This window comes from Roseburia sp. 1XD42-69, assembly GCF_003612565.1.
Taxonomy (GTDB): domain Bacteria; phylum Bacillota; class Clostridia; order Lachnospirales; family Lachnospiraceae; genus Roseburia_B.
Genome location: NZ_RAZG01000016.1, coordinates 42,552 through 63,892, shown reverse-complemented (window position 1 = coordinate 63,892; position 21,341 = coordinate 42,552). Strand labels below are relative to the sequence as shown.

19 protein-coding genes, 1 pseudogene and 1 riboswitch are annotated in these 21,341 nt (G+C 44.7%); of the genes and pseudogenes, 13 read left to right on the top strand and 7 right to left on the bottom strand.

The genetic code is table 11. The annotated features are described in order from the left end of the window. Positions 1-2: 2 nt before the first annotated feature. The 6 genes from D7Y06_RS10195 to D7Y06_RS10175 all read left to right on the top strand — a co-directional run bounded on the left by D7Y06_RS10195 (position 3) and on the right by D7Y06_RS10175 (position 5,702). The gene (locus tag D7Y06_RS10195) at positions 3-722 is read left to right on the top strand and encodes a LytR/AlgR family response regulator transcription factor (protein ID WP_120407694.1); all 720 of its coding nucleotides are present in this window, start codon (positions 3-5) and stop codon (positions 720-722) included. Further along, positions 719-2,017 (top strand): sensor histidine kinase, encoded by a 1,299-nt coding sequence (locus D7Y06_RS10190; protein WP_120407693.1) that lies wholly within the window; start codon positions 719-721, stop codon positions 2,015-2,017. Before D7Y06_RS10195 ends, D7Y06_RS10190 begins: the two co-directional genes overlap by 4 nt. A gap of 145 nt (positions 2,018-2,162) precedes the next feature. Further along, positions 2,163-2,336 carry a hypothetical protein gene (locus D7Y06_RS26520; protein WP_199714687.1) on the top strand — a complete coding sequence of 58 codons (174 nt, stop codon included), beginning with the start codon at positions 2,163-2,165 and terminating at the stop codon, positions 2,334-2,336. A gap of 1 nt (position 2,337) precedes the next feature. Beyond that, the gene (locus tag D7Y06_RS10185; protein WP_120407692.1) at positions 2,338-3,045 is read left to right on the top strand and encodes an ATP-binding cassette domain-containing protein; all 708 of its coding nucleotides are present in this window, start codon (positions 2,338-2,340) and stop codon (positions 3,043-3,045) included. Beyond that, a complete protein-coding gene (locus tag D7Y06_RS10180; RefSeq protein ID WP_120407691.1) occupies positions 3,029-4,231 on the top strand; it encodes a hypothetical protein in 1,203 nt (400 codons plus the stop codon). The genes D7Y06_RS10185 and D7Y06_RS10180 overlap by 17 nt, the downstream gene beginning before the upstream one ends. Before the next feature lie 52 nt (positions 4,232-4,283). Continuing rightward, entirely contained in the window at positions 4,284-5,702 is a 1,419-nt protein-coding gene (locus tag D7Y06_RS10175) for a glutamate synthase-related protein (protein ID WP_120407690.1), read from the top strand. A gap of 40 nt (positions 5,703-5,742) precedes the next feature. Here D7Y06_RS10175 and D7Y06_RS26515 read toward each other — a convergent pair whose 3' ends face one another. The 4 genes and pseudogenes from D7Y06_RS26515 to D7Y06_RS25945 all read right to left on the bottom strand — a co-directional run bounded on the left by D7Y06_RS26515 (position 5,743) and on the right by D7Y06_RS25945 (position 7,089). After that, the gene (locus D7Y06_RS26515; RefSeq protein ID WP_199714686.1) at positions 5,743-6,081 is read right to left on the bottom strand and encodes a hypothetical protein; all 339 of its coding nucleotides are present in this window, start codon (positions 6,079-6,081) and stop codon (positions 5,743-5,745) included. 73 nt (positions 6,082-6,154) lie between these two features. Beyond that, a complete protein-coding gene (locus D7Y06_RS28560; protein WP_120407689.1) occupies positions 6,155-6,343 on the bottom strand; it encodes an ATP-binding protein in 189 nt (62 codons plus the stop codon). A gap of 237 nt (positions 6,344-6,580) precedes the next feature. Continuing rightward, positions 6,581-6,691, bottom strand: a pseudogene (locus tag D7Y06_RS28555) (ATP-binding cassette domain-containing protein); the annotation flags it as partial. 230 nt (positions 6,692-6,921) lie between these two features. Then, positions 6,922-7,089, bottom strand: a complete 168-nt coding sequence (locus D7Y06_RS25945; protein WP_158591344.1) for a hypothetical protein — start codon at positions 7,087-7,089, stop codon at positions 6,922-6,924. A gap of 168 nt (positions 7,090-7,257) precedes the next feature. Then, positions 7,258-7,366: riboswitch (TPP riboswitch) on the top strand. Positions 7,367-7,486: 120 nt separating this feature from the next. Here D7Y06_RS25945 and thiC point away from each other — a divergent pair. The 3 genes from thiC (at position 7,487) to D7Y06_RS10145 (ending at position 11,144) form a co-directional block, all read left to right on the top strand. After that, on the top strand, positions 7,487-8,794 hold the full coding sequence (gene thiC / locus D7Y06_RS10155) for a phosphomethylpyrimidine synthase ThiC (protein ID WP_120407688.1): 1,308 nt from the start codon (positions 7,487-7,489) through the stop codon (positions 8,792-8,794). Beyond that, the gene (locus tag D7Y06_RS10150) at positions 8,791-9,966 is read left to right on the top strand and encodes a CgeB family protein (RefSeq protein WP_243119221.1); all 1,176 of its coding nucleotides are present in this window, start codon (positions 8,791-8,793) and stop codon (positions 9,964-9,966) included. The genes thiC and D7Y06_RS10150 overlap by 4 nt, the downstream gene beginning before the upstream one ends. Positions 9,967-10,214: 248 nt before the next feature. Then, positions 10,215-11,144 (top strand): calcium/sodium antiporter, encoded by a 930-nt coding sequence (locus D7Y06_RS10145; RefSeq protein WP_120407686.1) that lies wholly within the window; start codon positions 10,215-10,217, stop codon positions 11,142-11,144. A 305-nt stretch (positions 11,145-11,449) separates the two neighbouring features. On the opposite strand, the gene D7Y06_RS10140 is transcribed toward D7Y06_RS10145, so the two are convergent. Both D7Y06_RS10140 and D7Y06_RS10135 read right to left on the bottom strand, forming a co-directional pair. Continuing rightward, positions 11,450-13,090, bottom strand: a complete 1,641-nt coding sequence (locus D7Y06_RS10140) for an ABC-F family ATP-binding cassette domain-containing protein (protein WP_120407685.1) — start codon at positions 13,088-13,090, stop codon at positions 11,450-11,452. A gap of 161 nt (positions 13,091-13,251) precedes the next feature. Next, positions 13,252-14,715 (bottom strand): methyl-accepting chemotaxis protein, encoded by a 1,464-nt coding sequence (locus D7Y06_RS10135; protein ID WP_243119233.1) that lies wholly within the window; start codon positions 14,713-14,715, stop codon positions 13,252-13,254. Between the two features lie 255 nt (positions 14,716-14,970). Here D7Y06_RS10135 and D7Y06_RS10130 point away from each other — a divergent pair, with 255 nt between their 5' ends. Next, on the top strand, positions 14,971-16,197 hold the full coding sequence (locus D7Y06_RS10130) for a [Fe-Fe] hydrogenase large subunit C-terminal domain-containing protein (protein WP_120407683.1): 1,227 nt from the start codon (positions 14,971-14,973) through the stop codon (positions 16,195-16,197). Here D7Y06_RS10130 and D7Y06_RS28550 read toward each other — a convergent pair. After that, positions 16,126-16,317 (bottom strand): GHKL domain-containing protein, encoded by a 192-nt coding sequence (locus D7Y06_RS28550; RefSeq protein ID WP_442970411.1) that lies wholly within the window; start codon positions 16,315-16,317, stop codon positions 16,126-16,128. The genes D7Y06_RS10130 and D7Y06_RS28550 overlap by 72 nt on opposite strands. A gap of 21 nt (positions 16,318-16,338) precedes the next feature. Here D7Y06_RS28550 and D7Y06_RS26985 point away from each other — a divergent pair, with 21 nt between their 5' ends. The 3 genes from D7Y06_RS26985 to D7Y06_RS10115 all read left to right on the top strand — a co-directional run bounded on the left by D7Y06_RS26985 (position 16,339) and on the right by D7Y06_RS10115 (position 21,330). Continuing rightward, a complete protein-coding gene (locus tag D7Y06_RS26985) occupies positions 16,339-16,698 on the top strand; it encodes a hypothetical protein (RefSeq protein WP_243119219.1) in 360 nt (119 codons plus the stop codon). 211 nt (positions 16,699-16,909) lie between these two features. Further along, positions 16,910-20,455, top strand: a complete 3,546-nt coding sequence (nifJ, locus tag D7Y06_RS10120) for a pyruvate:ferredoxin (flavodoxin) oxidoreductase (RefSeq protein ID WP_120407681.1) — start codon at positions 16,910-16,912, stop codon at positions 20,453-20,455. A gap of 374 nt (positions 20,456-20,829) precedes the next feature. Beyond that, positions 20,830-21,330 (top strand): RNA polymerase sigma factor, encoded by a 501-nt coding sequence (locus tag D7Y06_RS10115; RefSeq protein WP_243119217.1) that lies wholly within the window; start codon positions 20,830-20,832, stop codon positions 21,328-21,330. Positions 21,331-21,341 lie beyond the last annotated feature (11 nt).

Genomic DNA, 21,341 nt, shown 5'->3' with positions numbered 1-21,341 from the left:
ATATGCTTCGGATAGCAGTTTGCGATGATGATAAAAATTCCGTTTTGGCCCATAAGGAAATGACGGAAATTTGTTTAGGGGAATGTGGAATTGCGGGGGAAATACAGGTTTATACCGCCAGCGATAATCTTCTTTACGATATCACAGAAGATAATTTTTTCTTTGATTTAATTCTTTTGGACATAGAAATGCCGGGAGTTACGGGAATGGAAATTGCGGAAAAAATAAAGCCCTTCCTTCCCAATGTGAAAATTATTTTTATTACCTCCCATGTGGAATATGCCATAGATGCATTTGAATTGTCGGTTTTTCGGTATGTGCCAAAAAATGATATGGAAAAGCGCCTTCCCTCTGCCATAAGGGATGCGGTGAAATTGATTGAACTGGAAGATGGAAGGGTTTATACCATAAAGACCAACAGCCGGTTTGAAAAAATTCCTTACCGGGATATTTATTATATAGAGCGGGATGGGAAAAATGCCAGTATTATAACGGCAAGGGGAGTATCCAAAGTGCGCAAAAGTTTACAGCAGGTGCATGAGGAGCTTATGGCGGAGGAATTTATCTTTATCGACCGGGGCTGTATTGTAAATCTTATCCATATTATGCAGATTAGAGACGGTGTGGCGGTATTGAAAAATGAAAAGGCGTTACCCATCAGCCGTTCCCATCTTCAGGGGGTAAAAGAGCAGATGAACGCATATTGGGGGGCGCATATATGAGGGAAATATTTGTATTATTTTCAAATATGGGCGCAGTGTGTGTGAGGTTCTTTTTATGCCTGTTTCTGATTGCCCGTATGCTTTCTGCCAAAAAACCGGGGAGAAATTGTCTGCTCCCTTGTTTTTTTGGGGCTGCCGTTATTTCTGTGCTTGTGTATGGGGCGGGACTAACGGATTTTTCTTCCGTGGCATTGGAAACATTGTGGATTGTGGTTTGTGCCAGTTATTTTTCGGGCGGGGATAAAAGGATGAGCCTGTTTGTGGGGATTTTTTTTGAGATTGCAGTTTCTCTTCTGAAATTTCTCATTGGGGCGTGGACGGGGGTGTTCTTTCGTTCCCCGGCTTTACTGGACTCCGGCACAGCCGGGGGACAGATGGTATTGTGGATGGTTCACGGGCTTTTGGTGTTTATTGGCTTTTTTCTTTGGAAGCATTCCGATATAGAGGGGAGGGACGCTTTTCGTTTTGCCTCCTCCTTTGCAGTGGCGGGGCTGATTGCTGTGGTCACTTTATCCCAGCAGACAAGGCTTCCCATTGGGGAGGATACCCTTTACATGTGGACGATTTTGGCCGTAATATTTCTCATGTCAATTCTTGTTTTTCATATCGGCAAAAATTATGAGATGGAAAAGGAACTTGCAGAGTTAAAATCCCAGCAGGCAATGCTTTTAGAGCGGGATTATACCGCTTTAAATAAGGCCTATGAGGTGAATGCAAAGCTGTTCCATGATTTTCACAACCATATAGGGGCGCTTTATCACCTCCTTTCCGCCGGAAAACAACAGGAAGCTCTTTGGTACTTAGAGGAGCTTAAGGCCCCGGTACAGGGAATTGCTGAAAATCTATGGACAGGGGATGAAACCCTGGATTATCTCATAAACAGCAAATCAAAGGCGGCAGAAGACAGGGATATCTCTCTACAGGTTATGGTGGAATTTCCCCGGCACACCAACCTAAAAAGCGCTGATTTGTGTGCAATTCTGGGGAATCTTTTGGATAATGCCATAGAGGCGGCAGATAAGGTGCCAAAGGGAGGGGAACGGTTTATCCGGCTAAATATCCGACGTATCCACCAGATGCTGGTAATAAAGGTGGAGAACAGTTATAACGCCCTGCCTGTGAAAAAAGACGGTGCCCTTGTAACTTCAAAAGAAGATAACGGGCTGCATGGATGGGGAATAAAAAGCGCCCGGACTGCCGCAGAAAAATATGAGGGTACGGTGCAGACTTCCTATAGCGGCGGTACATTTTCGGCAGTTGCCACTTTATGTTTCCAGGGGGTAAAAACAGAGTAGAAATATATTTCAGGCTGCAGGGCATAAAACGCTTTGCAGTTTTTTCGTGGTCAAAAACCAACCGATTGGGGACAGTTTCGTATAGGTTCAAGTTTTGGGTTATGATACATACAACAAAACAAAAAACTTTTGGGAGGTAAATGTTATGCGTCATGTATATATTCGAGGGATGATGGGATTGATTTGGATGGCAGCGGCTGTTACAACCGGTATTTTCGGAAGTTTTGAAATGGCTGTATTCTATGTGGTTTTAGCCGGGGTATTTTTTTATAATGCCTATGCTTTATGGAAAAAAGAAAAGGACAAAGGAGGAAAATAAAATGGGGGAGCCTGTTCTTTCAATTCAGAATCTAAGTGCATGGTACGGCAGGGAAAAAACAGTGCTGTGTGATTTTTCTTTCCAGCTTTATGACCATGAGGCAGTGGGGCTGATTGGGTTAAACGGCGCCGGGAAAACAACGTTTATAAAAGTCTTATCGGGACTGCACCAGGAGTTTTCCCAGGAGGGTGCCAGCTTTTTTGGAGAGCCTTTAAATTTCCGGGGAGAAGAATTTAAAGCCTGCCGTTATACGGTATTTGCCGAGGATAATTCTTTTTCCTATTTCACATTCCAGGAATATTTGTCCTATGTTTTTTCCGCTTATGGCAAAAAGCTGCCCGATGTATCGGAGCTTGTGGAGGGATTTCATTTTAGGGAGTACGAAAATGTCCTTTTAAAAGACCTGTCAACGGGAAACCGTAAAAAGGTGTTTTTGATTACCGCTTTTGCCTTAAAACCCAGGCTGCTTTTTTTGGATGAGCCGGTGAACGGCCTGGATTTTGGGAGTACGGAATATTTATATCAGCAGATTTTAGCTTTCAAAAAATATGGGACGGTGCTTTTTTCCTCCCATATTTTGGAAAGCATCACCCTTACTTCTGACCGGGTTCTTGTTTTGGAAGAGGGAAGAATCTTAAAGACATTAAAAGCCGGGGAGATAGATGCCCCGGAGATTCGGGAGGCGCTGCGGTATGAACATGGAATTTAAGGCTTTTGCAAAAAAACTTTTTGGAGCAAAATACGAGAGGCTGGCACGGACTTTTTTTATCTACGTTATTGTTTTTTGGGGATTGTCTCTAGCTGGTTTCAGGATAAGGATTGCCCCTTTTATTTTGTATCTCATGGCAAGTACATTTACCATTGGCGTGATGTGGCAGGCCCTTTCTTCTAAGGACAATGCCCCCTATATGATGCATATGGTTATGCTTCCTCTGGATGATGGGAAATTTGTTTTTTCCTATGTGGCTGCCTTGGGAATTTATACGCTTTTTACAAAGACGGCGGGGCTTTTGGCTGTATTGTTTGCAGTATGGGACTGGAGTCTTTGTGAAATTTCACTGAGCATTGTTTGTGCTGTCCACGGCGTTTTCATTGCCGCTGCTTTTTACGTTTATAAAAAGTATTGGTATGGTTTTGCCCTTTGGTTTTTTTGCCTGATTGCTTTCAGTATACTTTTTTGGAGCAGTCCCTGGTTTATCCTGATATTTCTTATCAGCGGTATTTTTGCGGTATTTCTTTTGGAAAGGGCACAGGCATATTCTTTTTATCTGTGGGAGGAAGAAAACAGAGCCGCTGTAAAAAAACATACAGGGTATTCCATGGGGAGATATTTTTTCCGGTATCTGAAATGCCACAGAAATTATTGGATTAATACCCTCATCCTGTGGTGCCTGGCTATTGTGCTGCCGCTTTTTTGGGGAGAGTTTGAGATTGCATTTGCTGTCCCCATTGGTTTTGCCCTTTTGTCATTAAATACCCCTATTTGCATTTTGATTTCCTGTGACCCGGACTTAGGGCAGGCCCTTCGGTTTTTGCCCGGGCAGAAGAAGACATTCTGCATGCCATACTGCCTGTTTCTCTTTTTATGCAATATGGCGGGAAATGTGATTTTCCTCATGAGCCTTGAAATATTAAAGGGAGGCATCCGTTTTTGGATGTTTCCCGCCGCCCTTTTCTTTGCCCTCCAAAGCGGAATTTTCTCTGTCCTGCTGGAATGGTTTTATCCCATACGGGGTTATAAAATTGAAAGTGATTTGTGGCACCATCCAAGAAAATACCTTGTCCCGGCAGTTATGCTTCTATTGGGGGGAATCCTTGGGGCGAAGCCGGCAGTTTTGCCGGTACTGGCAGGTTTTATGGCGGTTGAAATTGTAATTTTGGTGCACCGTACTTGACAGGTGTGGAAAAGAAATTATAATTAGATTAACACGAAAGAAGGAGGTATTTATTATGGTGTACAAATGCAGTGTATGCGGATACGTGTATGATGAGGAAAAAGAGGGGAAGCCTTTTTCTGAATTGAGGGAATGTCCTGTGTGCAAACAGCCGCCGGAAAAATTTGAGGCGGCACAGGGGGAGGTGCACAGGGATATTTCCGGTGAAACCCCAAAAGAGAGGGAGGGGGGAAACGCCGGGGAGTTGGATTTAAACTATCCAAAAGAAACCAGGAAAACCGACAGCAATTACCGTTACATGAAGGAAATCCATGAAATGGCTGTTACCGGGAAATCTGCCATTGAAGCAATGGGAACCTTGATGAAAATGCCGGGCTGGGACGACGTACTCTTGCTTGGGGCCCAGTTGAACCCCATGCCTTTGGATGAGCATGAGGAGGTGTCTTTAAAAACCATAATCGGAAAAAAGGCCCAAAAGCCTATGGTGCTTGATATGCCGATTTACATTTCCCATATGTCCTTTGGCGCTCTTTCCAGGGAGATGAAAATTGCACTGGCAAAGGGAAGCGCAGGGGCATCTACGGCTATGTGCAGCGGTGAGGGAGGGATTCTTCCGGAGGAAAAAGAGGCGGCGTATAAATATATTTTTGAATATGTGCCCAATCTTTACAGCGTTACAGATGAGAATTTAAAAACTTCCGACGCCATTGAGATAAAAATCGGACAGGGGACAAAACCTGGCATGGGAGGCCATTTGCCGGGAAGCAAAGTCACCCCTGAAATTGCAAAAATCCGCAGCAAGCCTTTGGGGGAGGATGTTATCAGCCCTTCCAAATTCCCGGGAATAAACACCAGGGAGGATTTAAAAAATCTGGTGGATGAGCTTCGGGGGAGAAGCGGAGGAAGGCCCATTGGCATTAAAATTGCTGCCGGGCGCATTGAGAGGGATATGGAATTTTGCGTGTATGCCAACCCGGATTTTATTACCATAGACGGACGGGGCGGCGCAACGGGAGCGTCACCTGCCATTATCCGGGATTCCACCAGCGTTCCCACCATCTATGCCCTTTACCGGGCCAGAAAATATCTGGATTCCATCGGTTCAGAAATTGATTTGGTCATCACCGGAGGGCTTCGGGTATCTTCTGATTTTGCAAAAGCCATTGCTATGGGGGCGGACGCCGTTGCCATCGCCTCAGCAGCCATGGTTGCCGCCGCCTGCCAGCAGTACCGTATCTGCGGCACAGGCATGTGTCCCGTGGGAGCAGCTACCCAGGATGAGAAACTCCGGGAAAGGTTACATATGGATGCCGCCGCAAAACGGGTGGAAAATTACCTGAAATGTTCTGCAGAGGAGTTAAGGACATTTGCAAGAATAACCGGAAACAGGGATATCCATGATTTATCCGTGGATGACCTTTGCACCATAAACAGGGAGATTTCAGAATATACAAATATTGCACATGCATAAATTCTGACAAAATAATGAGCAGGGAATAGAGTTAGCGAATCTATCTTTTATTTTGCCATAGCAGGATCCGACAAGTCCATGGATTTTCGTTATTGTTAATAGGGCCACCAAATTGATATGCCGGCTGATAAAATCCTTTGGTATCGTAGAGATAGATAAGTTCACACCGGTTGACATACAGGGTATCTTCCGGCTGAAAAGGAACATGTTGTTCAAAATTTCCCTGCTCTACTGGTTCTGGCTGTATTTCACCTATATGTGCAAGAACATCCTTTGGAGAATAATACTTTAGCACTTCGTAGTTTTCATTTCTTAAATACACTTCTGCTAAATCCGCAATTTCTGTTTTATCGTCAACAAGCAGTATTTTATCAGACATGAAAGCCCGCTCCTTTCCAAATGGATATACATTTATATTTTATCCAAAAATATGTTTTTAAGAATTTCTAAAACTAGATCGAAATACCTGCCATGCAAAACAAAACCCTAACCTGAAACCACTCCTCATCCGTCTCCGCAAATATCTCTCCCCCTATTTTATTTGCCAGCCGCCTGCAGATAGAAAGCCCAAGGCCGCTTCCGGGGACATTTTGGGAGTTTGAGCCTCTCCAGAAAGAGTCGAAGATATGGGGCAGTTCCATATCCGAAAGGGTGCGGCCGCTGTTTTTTACGGAAACCAGCCGTCTATTATGGTGTCAAGGGAGTAGCGGCGCTTGAAAATCCCTTTGATTTTTGCCAACAGGTATCGATGTCATAAGGTTTTTCTATATAGTCGTCCGCCCCTAAAACCGTCCGGTTCCGGCAGCATAATGTCAAGAACCACAAGTCTTGCGCCGTATGTCTCATATAAAAATAAAGCTTTTTCCTTTAATTCTGCAATGTTTTCCGCAGAAATCCACAGTCCCTGCGGTAATGCTGTCCATGCCGGAAACCGCATAGAGGAGGGTGGATTTTCCTGAGCCGGAGGGGCCCATAACCGCTGCCATCTGTTTTCCTCCCCCATGGTTATGTGGATCGTATCTCCCACATCTGCCCCGATTTCCCGGAACTCTTCGCTCATGGTAAAGCGGAGGATTACCATGGAAATTAAAATCAGGCAGATGCTTATTACAAGGATCAGGCCTGGGATTATGGCGTCCATAAAATATATAAGCTTGATTCCCGAGCGGTTCACGCTGAGAGTGGTTTTTAAGGCATATCCCTCATCCCCTGAAAAGTCTTAGAAACGCTTGGCCTCCTCCTCATAAGTGGTGGCAAACCAGTAGTCCGGCACCTCCGCCAGATCAAAATAATCCTCCAGGGCCGTTGCAACCGTAATCATATTATTTGCGCCGCTGGCAATAAACATGGCGGCTAAAATAATAAAAATCAGCATAATGAGATACATGTTATCTCTCCTTGCTGTTGCAATGTGAGGATACCATGGAATTTATTAAAGAATCTTTAAATGAAAGAAGATTTAACTTGTAGGAATTATATGAAATTTTTAGTAAAAGCGCAAGCGTTTTCATTGACATGTCAGTCTCTTTTCTCTATAATGGATTAAGACAATTATAATAAGTATCTGGTGAGCTTATATTGATAGGCTGAGAGGAAATGCGGTTACATTTCGAACCATGAACCTGACGGATAATGCCGGCGTAGGAAGATAGACAATGATTGTATATGTTTTAGGGCATTTTCAGCCTGGAAATTTATGCATAGGGGCAGTCCGTGAATGAATGGATTGCTTTTTTTGTTAAAGGCGCATTTCCTAAGCCAGTGTTCACCAAAAGGAGGAAGCTATGGATTATACCACACAGATGGATGCGGCGAGGAAAGGAATACATACCCCGGAGATGAAGGAAGTTGCGGAAAATGAGCAGATGGATCTGGATGAATTGTGTTCCCTTATGGCAAAGGGCCAGGTGATTATACCCAGGAATAAGAACCATAAGGGGATAAAAGCAAATGGAATCGGCTCTATGCTTCGGACGAAGATTAATGTGAACCTGGGAGTTTCCCGGGACTGTAAGGACTTGGACGTGGAAATGGCAAAAGTGCAGTCCGCAGTGGATATGGGGGCGGAGGCGATTATGGATTTAAGCTCCTTTGGGGATACCCAGAAATTCCGCAGAAAGCTTTGCAGCGAATGTCCGGCTATGATAGGCACAGTTCCTATTTACGATGCAGTAGTCTACTATCACAAAGCCTTAAAAGATATTACCGCCAAAGAGTGGCTGGATGTTGTAAGAATGCATGCCAAGGACGGGGTGGATTTTATGACCATTCACTGCGGCATTAACCGGGAAATGGCGGAAAAATTTAAGAGGAATAAGCGTCTCACCAATATTGTATCCAGAGGAGGCTCCATTATATTTGCATGGATGGAGATGACAGGGCAGGAGAATCCTTTCTATGAGTATTTTGACGAGATTTTGGATATCTGTAAAGAGTATGACGTGACCTTAAGCCTTGGGGATGCCTGCCGTCCGGGAAGCCTGGCAGACGCTTCGGACGCCGCCCAGATTGGGGAATTGGTTACATTGGGGGAGCTTACAACACGGGCATGGGAGAAAAATGTCCAGGTAATGATTGAAGGGCCGGGACATATGCCCATGGACCAGATTGCCCCAAATATCGAGATACAAAAACCTCTCTGCCACGGCGCGCCTTTTTATGTGTTAGGGCCTTTGGTGACAGACGTGGCTCCTGGATATGACCATATTACCGCTGCAATAGGGGGTGCCATCGCTGCTATGTGCGGTGCGTCTTTCCTCTGCTATGTGACTCCGGCGGAGCATTTAAGGCTTCCAAATGTGGAGGATGTAAAAGAGGGCATTATCGCTTCCCGCATTGCAGCCCATGCGGCGGACATTGCAAAAGGAGTGAAAGGGGCAAGAGACTGGGATGACCAAATGAGTTATGCCAGAAAGAAATTAGACTGGGAGGAAATGTTTCGTCTTGCCATAGACCCGGAAAAGGCCAGAAAGTACCGGGCAGAGGCGGCGCCGGAAAAGGAGGACACCTGTTCTATGTGCGGCAATTTCTGTGCTGTGAAAAATATGAACCGGATTTTAGAGGGCGAGATCGTAAACATTTATGATGAATGATGAAGATATTAGTTTATAAGTGGAAAGCATACAATTATGCGGACGTGTGTGAGGCGTTTGAAAATCTGGGGTACCATCAGGCATTTTTGGAATATGACATGGATTCCTATGACGATGACCCCCAATTTGAGGAGATTTTGTCACAGGCAGTTAAGCTGGAAAGATATGACTGTGTGTTTTCCATTAACTATTTTGCAGTGATATCAAAGGTCTGTGCAAATATAAACCTGCCCTATGTGGTGTGGACCTGCGACAGTCCCCTAATCAGCATGTACCACAAAGCTGTATTTGAGCCCTGTAATTACTTTTTTACCTTTGATAAGACAAACTTTCTGGAATTTAAAGGTATGGGGCTTGAGCATATTTTTTATCTGCCCCTGGCTGCCAATACCAGACGGCTTAACTATCTATTTGAGAACAGCAGTGACAATTATTTATATGCCAATGACATTGCTTTTGTGGGAAGTTTGTACGAGCGCAATTCCTATGACAGACTAAAATCTTCCCTTCCGGAATATCTTCAGGGATATTTTGATGCGGCAATCTGGGCACAGCAGTGTATAAGCGGCGGCAATATTCTGGAAGAGATGCTTACCGTTGAAGTGTTAGAAGAATTGCAGCAGTATTTTAAACTGGAAAAATCCCAGGATTCTTTTTCGGATTTGGGGCTGATTTTTTCCACCACGGTGTTAGGGTTTAAGACGGCGGCAGAGCAGCGGCAGAGGGCACTGATTGAGCTTTCCAAAAAGTACCCTGTCACCATTTACAGCAACAGCAATACGGAAAAACTTACCAGGGTGCGTTACGGCGGCTCCCTGGATTACTGGAGCGAGATGCCCAAAGTCTTCCGGGAGACAAAAATTAACCTGAATTTTACCATTCCCAATATTAAAAGCGGCCTGCCTCTTCGGATTTGGGACGTGTTGGGATGCGGGGGATTTTTAATGACGAATTTTCAGGCGGAGATTCCTTATTATTTTAAAAATAAGGAAGATTTGGTATGTTTTGAGAGCACAGAGGAATTGGTGGAGCTGGCAGGATATTACCTTTCCCACGAGGAGGAGCGGGTAGAGATTGCAAAAAAGGGATATGAAAAAGTAAAACAGCACCATACCTGGGAGAGCAGGGTGATGGAAATGTTTGAAATTGTGGGAATGGAATCCTCTCATTAAAATCACGGGATAATAAATTAACTGTTGACCGGGGGAAAATCTTGTGCTATAGTAAGGAAAATAAAGGGAGTAGCCCGCATGAATATTCATGTTTACTTTGCCGTCAGTACGATTTCCTTTGGAAATCCGGTTTTGTAAGTAAGGGGCGAGACTTTGTTGTATGTGATACAGCATTGTTCTCGCCTTTTTTGTTGTTTTTTCTATAAACGGGACAAATGCTGAAAACAAAATTAGGAGGAAATGGTACAATGAAAATTTTTCTGTTACTGTTCTTGTTATCTGTTGGTTTTGTGATGCTGGTGAAAGGTGCAGACTGGTTTGTGTCGGGGGCATCTTCTCTGGCACAGCGTTTCGGGATTTCCCAGCTTGTCATAGGAATGACCATTGTGGCAATAGGAACGAGTGCGCCGGAGGCGGCGGTGAGCATTGCAGCTGCCCTAAAAGGAAGTGCGGACATTACCATTGGAAACATTGTAGGGAGCAACATCCTCAATGTGCTCATCATCCTGGGGATTTCGGCGGTAATTACACCCCTTGCGGTTTCAAAATCCACTTTGCGTTATGAGGTTCCTTTTATGATAATGGTTACCCTTCTTTTGCTTGTACAGGGAGGAGACGGGGAAATCCAGTTTATGGACGGGTTTGTCCTTTTGGTGTTTTTCCTGCTCTATCTCTTTTATCTTTATTGTATTGCAAAAAAAGGGAGTGAACCTGGTGAGGTTCCGGTAAAATCACAGGGGATGAAAAGTTCGATTTTTGCTGTAACTGCGGGACTAGTTTTGATTTTATTAGGGAGTAACCTGTCCGTTGATGCAGCCAGTGCCATTGCAAGAATGCTTGGAATGAGTGAACGTTTTATCGGGCTGACCATCGTGGCCTTGGGAACATCCCTGCCGGAATTGTTTACCTCTGTATCCGCTGCCAGAAAAGGGAATGCGGACATTGCAATAGGGAATATTGTGGGCAGCAATATTTTTAACATCCTCTTTGTGGTGGGACTTTCCGCATGGATTATCCCTGTTCCGTTTTCTTCTGGATTTCTTGCAGATACGCTGACGGCAGCAGCAGCGGGGATTTTGCTGCTTATCTGCAGTGCCGGGGGGCAAAAGCTAGGCCGTGGAAGCGGTATTTTAATGCTTCTTTTTTATCTTGGGTATTTTGTGTTTATCTGCGTGTAGCAGTGTCTGGAAAAAGAAGGAGGCTGTGGCAGCCCTCCAGGTCAAGGCGGAGAAAATATGCCATAAAATGAGGAGTGCCCCGGCATCCGTAGATGCCGAGGCTATTATGAAAAAATTTATCACTGTTTATCAAAAGCACTGTTCCTTTGAACAATTATAGTATAGCAATTATTTATGAATAAACTATGAACAAACAAAGAATGGATTGTAAATTCTGACGAAAAAGAAGAAAAAAACATGGGAGTGTTTGGTAAAACTGAATAAAAAAAGAAGGCGGATTTATGTGTCCTGCCTTCTTTTTTTATTTAATTGTCTTCCTCGTCGGAAGCGGACATGGAGTAAACAGAACGTTTTCTCGCCATCTCGTCACTTTCCAGATATTCGTCGTAGGTAGTAATCTTATCAACAATAGTTCCATCGGGCAAAATTTCAATAATGCGGTTTGCCGTCGTCTCCACTACCTGGTGATCCCTGGAAGAGAAGAGTATGACTCCCGGGAATTTTATCAGTCCGTTGTTTAAGGCGGTGATGCTTTCCATATCCAAATGGTCTGTGGGCTCATCTAAAATCAGCACGTTGGATGCCTCAATCATCATTCGGGATAATAGCACCCGGACTTTTTCTCCTCCGGATAAGACCCGCATTTTCTTTACACCGTCCTCCCCGGCAAATAGCATTCTTCCCAAAAATCCCCGGACATAGGTGGCGTCTTTGATTTCGGAGAACTGGGTAAGCCAGTCTACAATAATTAAATCTGTGTCGAAGATTGCAGTGTTGTCTTTTGGAAAGTAGGACTGGGAGGTGGTGATTCCCCATTTGTAGGATCCCTCATCCGGCTCCATTTCCCCTGTAATAATTTTAAATAAAATGGTTTTCGCAAATTCATTGCCTCCTACAAAGGCCACTTTATCGTCATGTCCCAGGATAAAGGAGATATTGTCCAAAACCTTTACCCCGTCAATGGTTTTGCTTAAATTTTCCACCATAAGGACTTCATTTCCGATATCCCTGGAGGGGCGGAAATCAATATAGGGATATTTCCGGCTGGAAGGGCGGATTTCATCCAACTGGATTTTTTCCAAGGCCCGTTTTCTGGAAGTCGCCTGTTTTGACTTTGAGGCGTTGGCAGAGAAGCGGGAGATAAATTCCTGGAGCTCTTTGATTTTTTCTTCCTTTTTCTTGTTTGCCTCTTTCATTTGTTTTACAAGAAGCTGGCTGGACTCGTACCAGAAATCATAGTTTCCGGCGTAGAGCTGTATTTTTCCGTAATCAATATCTGCGATGTTGGTGCAGACTTTGTTTAAGAAATACCTGTCATGGGATACCACAATCACCGTGTTGTCAAAGTTGATTAGAAATTCTTCCAGCCATGCAATGGCATCTAAATCCAGGTGGTTGGTAGGCTCATCCAAAAGGAGGATATCAGGATTTCCAAAGAGGGCCTGGGCTAAAAGAACTTTTACTTTGGCGGCGCCGGGGAGCTCTTTCATGAGAAGATAGTGCTCCTCTGTGGGAATGCCGAGGCCGTTTAAAAGGGTAGCGGCATCACTTTCCGCATTCCAGCCGTCCATGTCAGCAAATTCTGCTTCCAGTTCACTGGCACGGATGCCGTCCTCATCGGAAAAATCTTCTTTCATGTAGATAGCATCTTTTTCTTTCATAATGTCATAGAGCCGGCGGTTGCCCATGATTACGGTGTCTAACACCTGAAATTCATCATATTTAAAATGGTCCTGCTGTAAGAAGGAGAGACGTTGTCCAGGGGAGACAATAACTTCCCCGTTGGTTGGCTCAAGCTGCCCGGATAAAATTTTTAAAAATGTGGATTTTCCTGCACCGTTGGCTCCGATTAAGCCGTAGCAGTTTCCCTCTGTAAATTTAATATTGACTTCTTCAAATAATGCCTTTTTTCCCAGCCGCAATGTGATATTACTTGCCTGTATCATAACTATTACCTTTCTTTCTTAAATTCCTGTTAATATGCAATCATTTCTATTTTACATAAACTTGCCCATTTTGCAAGCCTTTTTCTGCTGTTTTGTGAGAAGATGGGAGTAAAATAAATACCGCCGCCCAGATTGGGCGGCGATTTATGGCGTAACTGTTTTTAAGATGGATCCTGCTTTAATATTCTGTTCATTTCGTCCACCATTTCATTGATGGCTCCGGCCTGTTTTGCCACTTCAGCCGTATCACTTGCATTGTTCTCAGCCATGGCGTTAATAGAATTAAACTGCTCATTTTCACTTCGGATGCTCTCTGCGATATCCTGGTTAATAGACACGGTCCGTTCAATTACCTCGGCCTGCTTATTATACGTATCCCCCATGGTTCCAATGGCGGTTAAGGAGACGTTGAGAAGTGCCGTCATATCCTGCATACTCTGGAATACATTTGCAAAATACTCATTCTGGGTTCCAAGTTTGGAGGAGTTTTCTTCTACCTGCATGGTAATTTCTCTTACATTTTGCTGTACCCGTTCGATAACTGACTCAACGACCCTTAAAGATTCCTGGGTGCTGTTGGCCAGGTTGCCCACTTCCGTTGCCACCACTGCAAATCCTTTTCCCGCTTCCCCGGCCCTTGCCGCCTCAATGGAGGCGTTTAATGCCAAAAGGTTAGTGGAAGAGGAGATATCGCTGATAAGTTTTAAGGTAACACCGATTTCCTGTACGGTATCTGAAAGTTTTTGTGCCACGTCTGTTGTGAGTTTCATGGATTCCGAAACTTCGCCGTTAATTTTATGTAAATCATTTAAAAGCTTTTCATTTTCCATAGATTTATTCAGCAGATCCTTGGAGGTATTTTCTACTTTCTCCACATTGTCAGCCACAACGCTTTCCCATTCTTTCAATTCGCTGAGGTTGTTCATGCTCTCGTCTGTTTTGGAACTTAGGATATTGCTGTTTAACACCAACTGTTCACTGGTTGTAGCCAGTTCTTCGGCAGAAGCGCTTTCACTTTCTGAAACCTGGGAGAGTGCAGTTCCTGCGCTGGAGAGTTTTTGGGAAAGGTTCTGTACGGAATCCAAAACATCTTCCACTTCGCTTCCCTTTTCTTCCACTACCAGGAACAAAGTGGTTACCCGGTATACAATGAAGCAGCATGCAGCAAATAACACCAGGTATACAATTCCTGTGAAAAGCCATCCGATGGGAAGGTGGAGTTTCCAATAGCCTTCCGGACATACAAACATCATTGCCGCATTCACTACAATGGTTACAATTGTGCTCACTTTCAGCAGTTTCTGGTTGTAATATGGAACAAGGAGCAGCGTAGCCACAAAATAGTAATGAGTCAGGCATATATAGCCGGGAGAAGGGCTTGGGGCGCAGACTGCGATTGTAATGGAGCCGATGATGGGGGGAATGCAGGCATATACATATTTTGTCCTGCTGCCCAGTTGGTTTTCCAGAAGTTTGGTGATTACTGCACATACGCCAGATAAGAGAAAAATACATTCCCGGACTCCGCCGTTTAACATAATCATAACAAATCCCCAACCGGAAACTGCCACGCCAAGGATATAAAGAAACATAATATTATTTACTAGTTTTTCTTCATTTTTCATTGTCTGCACTTTAGCTCTCTCCTTATAATAAAAATAGTAAAATTTTGTAGAAAAACAAGGAAAGTTAATGGTTCTAACTTAAATAATAATTAAAAAACTACCTAATTTTCTACAGAAACATTATAGTACATTTGTATGGAATTGTCAATTTTGCAGGAAAAAACAGGACAAAATTTCACAGGATTGTCTTGGATGGAATAATGCTTAAAAAAAGGGGGATAGTTATGAGTAATACGTGTAAAAAAGGAGCGGAGCATGAAGACATTAAAAGAGTTATATCACAAAATTGCAGAGCAGGAAATGGAGAGGGGCAGAGACGTTGGAAAAAAGGAAGATGAGTCTTTGGATTGCCTTCTTCACCCAGAAAAATATGCGCCGGTGATTCATTCCGGGGAATGTAGAGACTGCGGGCCGGAGGCTGCCTGCATCAAAAGCTGTGACTTTGGGGCCATAGAAAAGACCGGAGAGGGGAAAGTGATGATTCATCCGAAAAAGTGCGTGGGCTGCGGCGTCTGCGTCAATGTGTGCAAGCTGGGGCACATCAAGGAGAACCGGGAAATTTATCCGGTTTTACAGGCGTTGGATGAGGGGAAAAGGCCGGTGTACGCCTTGATTGCCCCAGCCTTTACCGGGCAGTTTGGGGAAAAAGCAACTCCGGGACGTCTGCGGAGCGCTTTTAAGGCGCTGGGATTTCAGGGTATGGTGGAGGTGGCGGTTTTTGCGGATATCCTCACATTAAAAGAAGCCCTGGAATTTGACCGTCATGTGAAAAAAGAGGGGGATTTCCAGCTTACAAGCTGCTGCTGTCCCATCTGGATTTCCATGATACGGGGAATTTACAAGGAGCTGGCTCCCCATGTGCCTGGTGCAGTATCTCCCATGATTGCCGCCGGGAGGGTGGTAAAGAAACTCCATCCTGACGCTGTGACGGTATTTATCGGCCCATGTATGGCAAAAAAGAGGGAAGCGAAGGAGGAGGATATCAAAGATGCGGTGGATTATGTGCTGACGTTTCAGGAGACGGCGGAGATTTTTGAGACGGCGGATTTGAAAATTGAGGATTTGGAGGAGGAAAAGAAAGAACATTCCTCAAAAGCCGGGCGGATTTACGCCAGGACAGGAGGGGTAAGCCAGGCGGTGAAAGAGACGGTAAACCAGTTAGACCCGGATAAGGCGATTAAAGTAAATGCTATGCAGGCGGACGGGGTGCCGGACTGCAAGAAGATGATTGAAGCCGTAAAAAACGGTGAAATAAATGCAAACTTTTTCGAGGGGATGGGGTGCAAAGGGGGCTGTGTGGGCGGCCCAAAAGCTATGATTCCCTCAGAGGAAGGCAGAGGATATGTGGATTCTTACGGGGAGAAGGCAGAATTTAAGACGCCTTTGGAAAATCCCTTTGTCAGGGAATTGTTAGAGCGTCTGGGATTTCAAAATATTATGGATTTTGTGGAGAACAGTGATTTGCTGATTCGGCAGTTTTGATGCCCGGGCATATAAGGAAAATTTTTTTATTCCCAGAAAAATATAAGGATTGTCCGAAATTTTTTCACAGGCTTCTATGGCATTGTCCAGGGCGTTGGAAAATATGATGCAGATGTCCATAGGCTCCATATAGGAAATTCCATGGAAGTTTCCCGAAACAGTTATGCTGATATTACGGGAAATTATTTTCGGATATTTCATTTTTATCAGGATATCCAGCAGTTCCTTTCCCGAAATGTAGAGGGAAAAGACAGGCTGGGCATCTCCCAAGTTTCGCCGGAGGATTTGGTGGTTATGGGAAAGGTGGGCCGGGCTGTCTTCACAGATTGCGAATTTAAGTTCGGGGGTGGTTTGGAGTATGGCTTGGTTCATTCAGGTTCCTCATTTTTTGGCGTATTTCATAGAATTTCTATGGGTGGATTATATATGATTTGGGATTGGGATGCCAAATTAGAAAAATTACCGGAATATGAAAGGGGTAAATTTCATACTATTTTTTAGGAGTTGTCCTATTTCCCTGCATGCAGTAAAGAAATTTAAAGCTATCATATATGGAGATACACTTGTTCTAATGTTCTAAATTTTATACCAAAAAAAGTAGTCGAAACTATTGATTTTTTGGCACAATTTCTATATATTTATATATTAGAGGCAGTTCCAACAGAAACTGCCATGAAGTCTAGCAACATTAATCTTTTAAGGAGGAAATCAAATGTCTAGAGCAAAACAGTCAATGGACGGTAATACGGCCGCTGCTCATGTAGCGTATGCCTTTACAGATGTTGCCGCCATTTACCCAATTACCCCGTCAAGCCCAATGGCTGACACGGTTGACCAGTGGTCCGCAGCAGGACAGGAGAACATTTTTGGAAACCAGGTGAAAGTGGTTGAGATGGAGTCCGAAGCAGGAGCAGCAGGCGCTGTTCACGGTTCTTTGGCAGCAGGTGCCTTAACCACAACCTTTACTGCTTCCCAGGGACTTTTACTTATGATCCCCAATATGTACAAAATTGCAGGCGAGATGCTTCCCTGTGTATTTGATGTGTCCGCACGTACCGTAGCTACCCAGTCTCTTAACATTTTCGGTGACCACAGCGACGTATACGCTTGCCGCCAGACCGGTTTCGCTATGCTTTGCGAGACTAACCCTCAGGAAGTTATGGACTTAAGCCCTGTTGCACACCTTGCAACTATCGAGGGTAAAGTTCCCTTTATCAACTTCTTTGACGGATTCCGTACATCCCATGAGATTCAGAAAATTGAAAAGTGGGATTATGCAGATTTGAAAGAAATGTGCAACATGGATTCCGTAGCAGCCTTCCGTGCACATGCATTAAATCCGGAGCATCCGGCTATGCGTGGTTCCCACGAGAACGGAGACGTATTCTTCCAGCACAGAGAGGCTTGTAACACAGCTTACAATGAACTTCCTGCAATTGTTGAGAAGTATATGGCTAAAATTAATGAAAAACTTGGGACAAACTATGGCCTGTTCAATTACTACGGCGCAGAGGATGCTGACCGTGTAATCGTAGCTATGGGTTCCTTAAATGATGTGGCAGAGGAAGTTATCGATTACCTCACCGCAAAGGGAGAGAAAGTCGGACTGGTTAAGGTACGTCTGTACCGTCCATGGGTTTCCGATGCTTTCGTAAAAGCTCTTCCAAAGACAGCAAAGAAAGTTGCCGTATTAGACAGGACAAAAGAGCCCGGCTCTCTTGGAGATCCTCTGTACTTAGACGTTGCAGCTACCCTTCGTGAGGCAGGATTAAATGATATCGTGCTGGTAGGCGGACGTTACGGATTAGGCTCCAAAGACACACCTCCTTCTTCCGTATTTGCAGTATTTAAAGAGCTGGAGAAAGACGCTCCGAAACCACGCTTTACCATGGGTATCGTGGATGACGTGACAAACCTTAGCTTACCGGAAGTAAAACCTGCTCCTATCACAGCGGCAGAGGGTACGGTTGAGTGTAAGTTCTGGGGTCTTGGCGGAGACGGTACCGTTGGCGCCAACAAGAACTCCACAAAGATTATCGGTGACCACACAGATAAATTTATCCAGGCATACTTCCAGTATGACTCCAAGAAAACAGGCGGTGTTACCGTTTCCCATTTGAGATTCGGCGACAAGCCAATCAGAAGCCCGTACTACATTAACCAGGCTGACTTTGTTGCATGTCACAATCCTGCATATGTAAACAAGGGATTCAAGATGGTACAGGATGTAAAACCAGGCGGAGTATTTATGATTAACTGCCAGTGGTCAGACGAAGAGTTAGAGCACCACTTAAACGCAGAGGCAAAGAAATACATTGCCGACAACAATATCCAGTTATACACCATTAACGCTATCGACAAGGCAATCGAAATCGGTATGGGCAAACGTACCAACACGATTTTACAGTCCGCATTCTTCAAACTGGCAAATGTAATGCCTATCGATGATGCAGTTGACTTTATGAAACAGGCAGCAAAGAAATCCTACGGCAAGAAGGGTGACGATGTTGTCAACATGAACTACAAAGCTATTGATGCAGGTGTGGACGCAGTACATAAAGTAGAGATTCCCGCTTCCTGGTCTAACCCGGCAGCAGATCCTGCTCCTGCAGAGTTAAAGGGACGTCCGGAAACTGTAAAGATGGTAAAAGAGCTGATGAATCCCATTTCCCTTATGGACGGCGATTCCCTTCCGGTTTCCGCATTTATGGGTAACCCGGACGGCCAGTTCGAGCACGGTGCAGCAGCATACGAGAAGCGCGGTACAGCCGTAACGGTTCCTACCTGGGATGCTGAGAAATGTATCCAGTGTAACCAGTGTGCATTTGTATGTTCCCATGCAACCATCCGTCCGTTTATGTTAAGCGAGGACGAGGTAAAAGCAGCTCCGGGCAACATCAAACTTGCAGATACAAAGCCAAAGGCAAGCGAGTACAAATATACGATGAGCGTATCTCCTTTAGACTGTATGGGATGCGGCGAGTGTATTACCGTATGTCCGGTGGGCGCTATCGCTATGGTTCCCCAGGAATCCCAGGCAGAAGAGCAGCCGGTATTCGATTACTTGGTAGCAAACGTAGGCAAGAAACCTGGAATGCCTGCAGACAATACTGTAAAAGGTTCTCAGTTCAACCAGCCGCTGCTTGAGTTCTCAGGCTCCTGTGCAGGATGTGCAGAGACATCTTATGCAAGACTTATCACACAGTTATTTGGTGAGCATATGTACATCAGCAATGCTACCGGATGTTCTTCCATCTGGGGCGGACCTGCAGCTACATCACCATATACCGTAAATAAAGATTCCCAAAAGGGACCGGCTTGGGCAAACTCCTTATTCGAGGACAACGCAGAGCATGGTTTAGGTATGGAAATCGGTCAGAGAGTTCTCCGTGACCAGGCAATCGCAAGCGCAGAGAAATGTGCAGGAAGCGATAAGGCAAGCGCAGAGTTAAAAGCTGCATTTGACAAATTTATGGAGACAAAGAATGATACCAAGGCCAATACCCCTGCAACGGAAGCGCTTGTAGCAGAGCTTGAGAAAGCTGCATCCGCAGGATGCCCGGACGCTAAGGCAGCCCTTGAGAAGAAAGATTACCTTGCTAAGAAATCTATTTGGATCTTCGGCGGTGACGGATGGGCTTATGATATCGGATTCGGCGGATTAGACCATGTACTTGCTTCCGGCGAGAACGTAAACGTTATGGTATTCGATACCGAGATGTACTCCAACACCGGCGGCCAGGCTTCCAAAGCTTCCAATATCGGTGAGGTTTGCCAGTTTGCTGCAGCAGGTAAAGATATCGGCAAGAAGAGCCTTGCAGAAATCGCTATGAGCTATGGCTATGTATATGTAGCACAGATCGCCCTTGGCGCTAACATGGCACAGGCAGTTAAAGTTTTGGCAGAAGCTGAGGCTTACAACGGACCTTCCTTAATCATCGGTTACGCTCCCTGTGAGCTCCACGGTGTGAAGGGTGGAATGAACCACTGCCAGGATGAGATGAAGAAAGCAGTTGGAGCAGGTTACTGGAACCTCTTCTCCTTCAACCCCGCATTAAAGGCAGAAGGAAAGAATCCATTTACCCTGACATCCAAACCTGGTGACGGAACATACCAGGAGTTCTTAAATAACGAGACACGTTACAGCAGACTGGCTCGTTCCTTCCCGGACAGAGCAGAAAAACTGTTCAAAGAGTCTGAGCAGGCAGCGAAAGACCGCTATGAGCATCTGTTAAGATTGGTTGAGTTATACAAATAATTTGTAAAGAGAAAAGGCATGGCTGATTGGGCCATGCCTTTTTTAAACGAAATGATTCGTTCTGGGATTAAAAAATGGGTGCCGCTATATCAGCGATTACCATACAGGCAACTTATGCTTAAAAGATTCGCACACTGGTATAGGCTTACACACCCGTCTAGGCATCTTTGGATTTTATTTCGTTTGAGTGCAGGAGCGATAATTCCTGAAACATCTTTTTTTCATGCTTCTTTACAGTATCCATATTTTTTGCCATACTATTGAAAAAAGTAAAAATTCTATGCATCTATTTTCCACTTTTTCCAATCTAATAGTTGTAAAACAAAAAAGCTGACGTCAGAAACTGTTATTAAAAAGAAACGGAGGATAAAAGATTGAAAGTATTGGTACGGCGGGCGCAGAAGGGCAGTGCCGACTGTTTTATACGCCTGATGGAAGAAAACAAACAGACATTAATGCGTGTTGCCTATGGCTTTTTCCAGAATGAGGAAGATGTGGCGGACGCCGTTGCACAGACAGTGGCGGATGCCTATGAGCACATCCGGGAATTAAAAAAGCCGGAATATTTTAAGACATGGCTTGTTCGGATTCTCATTAACAACTGTAACCGCATGTACAATGAGAACAGGAAAACGACAGGGTTAGAAAATTTCCCGGAGATTGCCCAGGAGAGTTATGAGATGGCAGGGGTGGAGTTTGCGGATATGATTTCCTCCCTTCCGGAGGAGGACCGGGTGATTTTTCAGCTCTATTACGGGGAAAATTTTACCGCAAAGGAAATCGGCGAACTGCTTGGCAAAAAGGAGAGTACGATGAAAAGCAGGCTGCACCGGGGGAAAGAAAAACTCCGGGAAAAGATGAAGCTGATATGCTGACACTCAATCAA

Excerpts from the sequence above, each read along its gene's own strand:
- D7Y06_RS10180 (WP_120407691.1), top strand. The coding sequence starts at position 3,029 with ATGAACATGGAATTTAAGGCTTTTGCAAAAAAACTTTTTGGAGCAAAA.
- D7Y06_RS10195 (WP_120407694.1), top strand. The coding sequence starts at position 3 with ATGCTTCGGATAGCAGTTTGCGATGATGATAAAAATTCCGTTTTGGCC.
- D7Y06_RS25945 (WP_158591344.1), bottom strand. The coding sequence starts at position 7,089 with ATGTATCTCATTATGCTGATTTTTATTATTTTAGCCGCCATGTTTATT.
- D7Y06_RS10135 (WP_243119233.1), bottom strand. The coding sequence starts at position 14,715 with ATGAAAAATGAAGAAAAACTAGTAAATAATATTATGTTTCTTTATATC.
- D7Y06_RS10150 (WP_243119221.1), top strand. The coding sequence starts at position 8,791 with ATGATGAAGATATTAGTTTATAAGTGGAAAGCATACAATTATGCGGAC.
- D7Y06_RS26985 (WP_243119219.1), top strand. The coding sequence starts at position 16,339 with ATGGAAGTTTCCCGAAACAGTTATGCTGATATTACGGGAAATTATTTT.
- D7Y06_RS26515 (WP_199714686.1), bottom strand. The coding sequence starts at position 6,081 with ATGTCTGATAAAATACTGCTTGTTGACGATAAAACAGAAATTGCGGAT.
- nifJ (WP_120407681.1), top strand. The coding sequence starts at position 16,910 with ATGTCTAGAGCAAAACAGTCAATGGACGGTAATACGGCCGCTGCTCAT.
- D7Y06_RS28550 (WP_442970411.1), bottom strand. The coding sequence starts at position 16,317 with ATGGACATCTGCATCATATTTTCCAACGCCCTGGACAATGCCATAGAA.
- D7Y06_RS10145 (WP_120407686.1), top strand. The coding sequence starts at position 10,215 with ATGAAAATTTTTCTGTTACTGTTCTTGTTATCTGTTGGTTTTGTGATG.
- D7Y06_RS10130 (WP_120407683.1), top strand. The coding sequence starts at position 14,971 with ATGAAGACATTAAAAGAGTTATATCACAAAATTGCAGAGCAGGAAATG.
- D7Y06_RS10185 (WP_120407692.1), top strand. The coding sequence starts at position 2,338 with ATGGGGGAGCCTGTTCTTTCAATTCAGAATCTAAGTGCATGGTACGGC.
- D7Y06_RS10190 (WP_120407693.1), top strand. The coding sequence starts at position 719 with ATGAGGGAAATATTTGTATTATTTTCAAATATGGGCGCAGTGTGTGTG.
- D7Y06_RS10140 (WP_120407685.1), bottom strand. The coding sequence starts at position 13,090 with ATGATACAGGCAAGTAATATCACATTGCGGCTGGGAAAAAAGGCATTA.
- D7Y06_RS28560 (WP_120407689.1), bottom strand. The coding sequence starts at position 6,343 with ATGGAACTGCCCCATATCTTCGACTCTTTCTGGAGAGGCTCAAACTCC.
- D7Y06_RS26520 (WP_199714687.1), top strand. The coding sequence starts at position 2,163 with ATGCGTCATGTATATATTCGAGGGATGATGGGATTGATTTGGATGGCA.
- thiC (WP_120407688.1), top strand. The coding sequence starts at position 7,487 with ATGGATTATACCACACAGATGGATGCGGCGAGGAAAGGAATACATACC.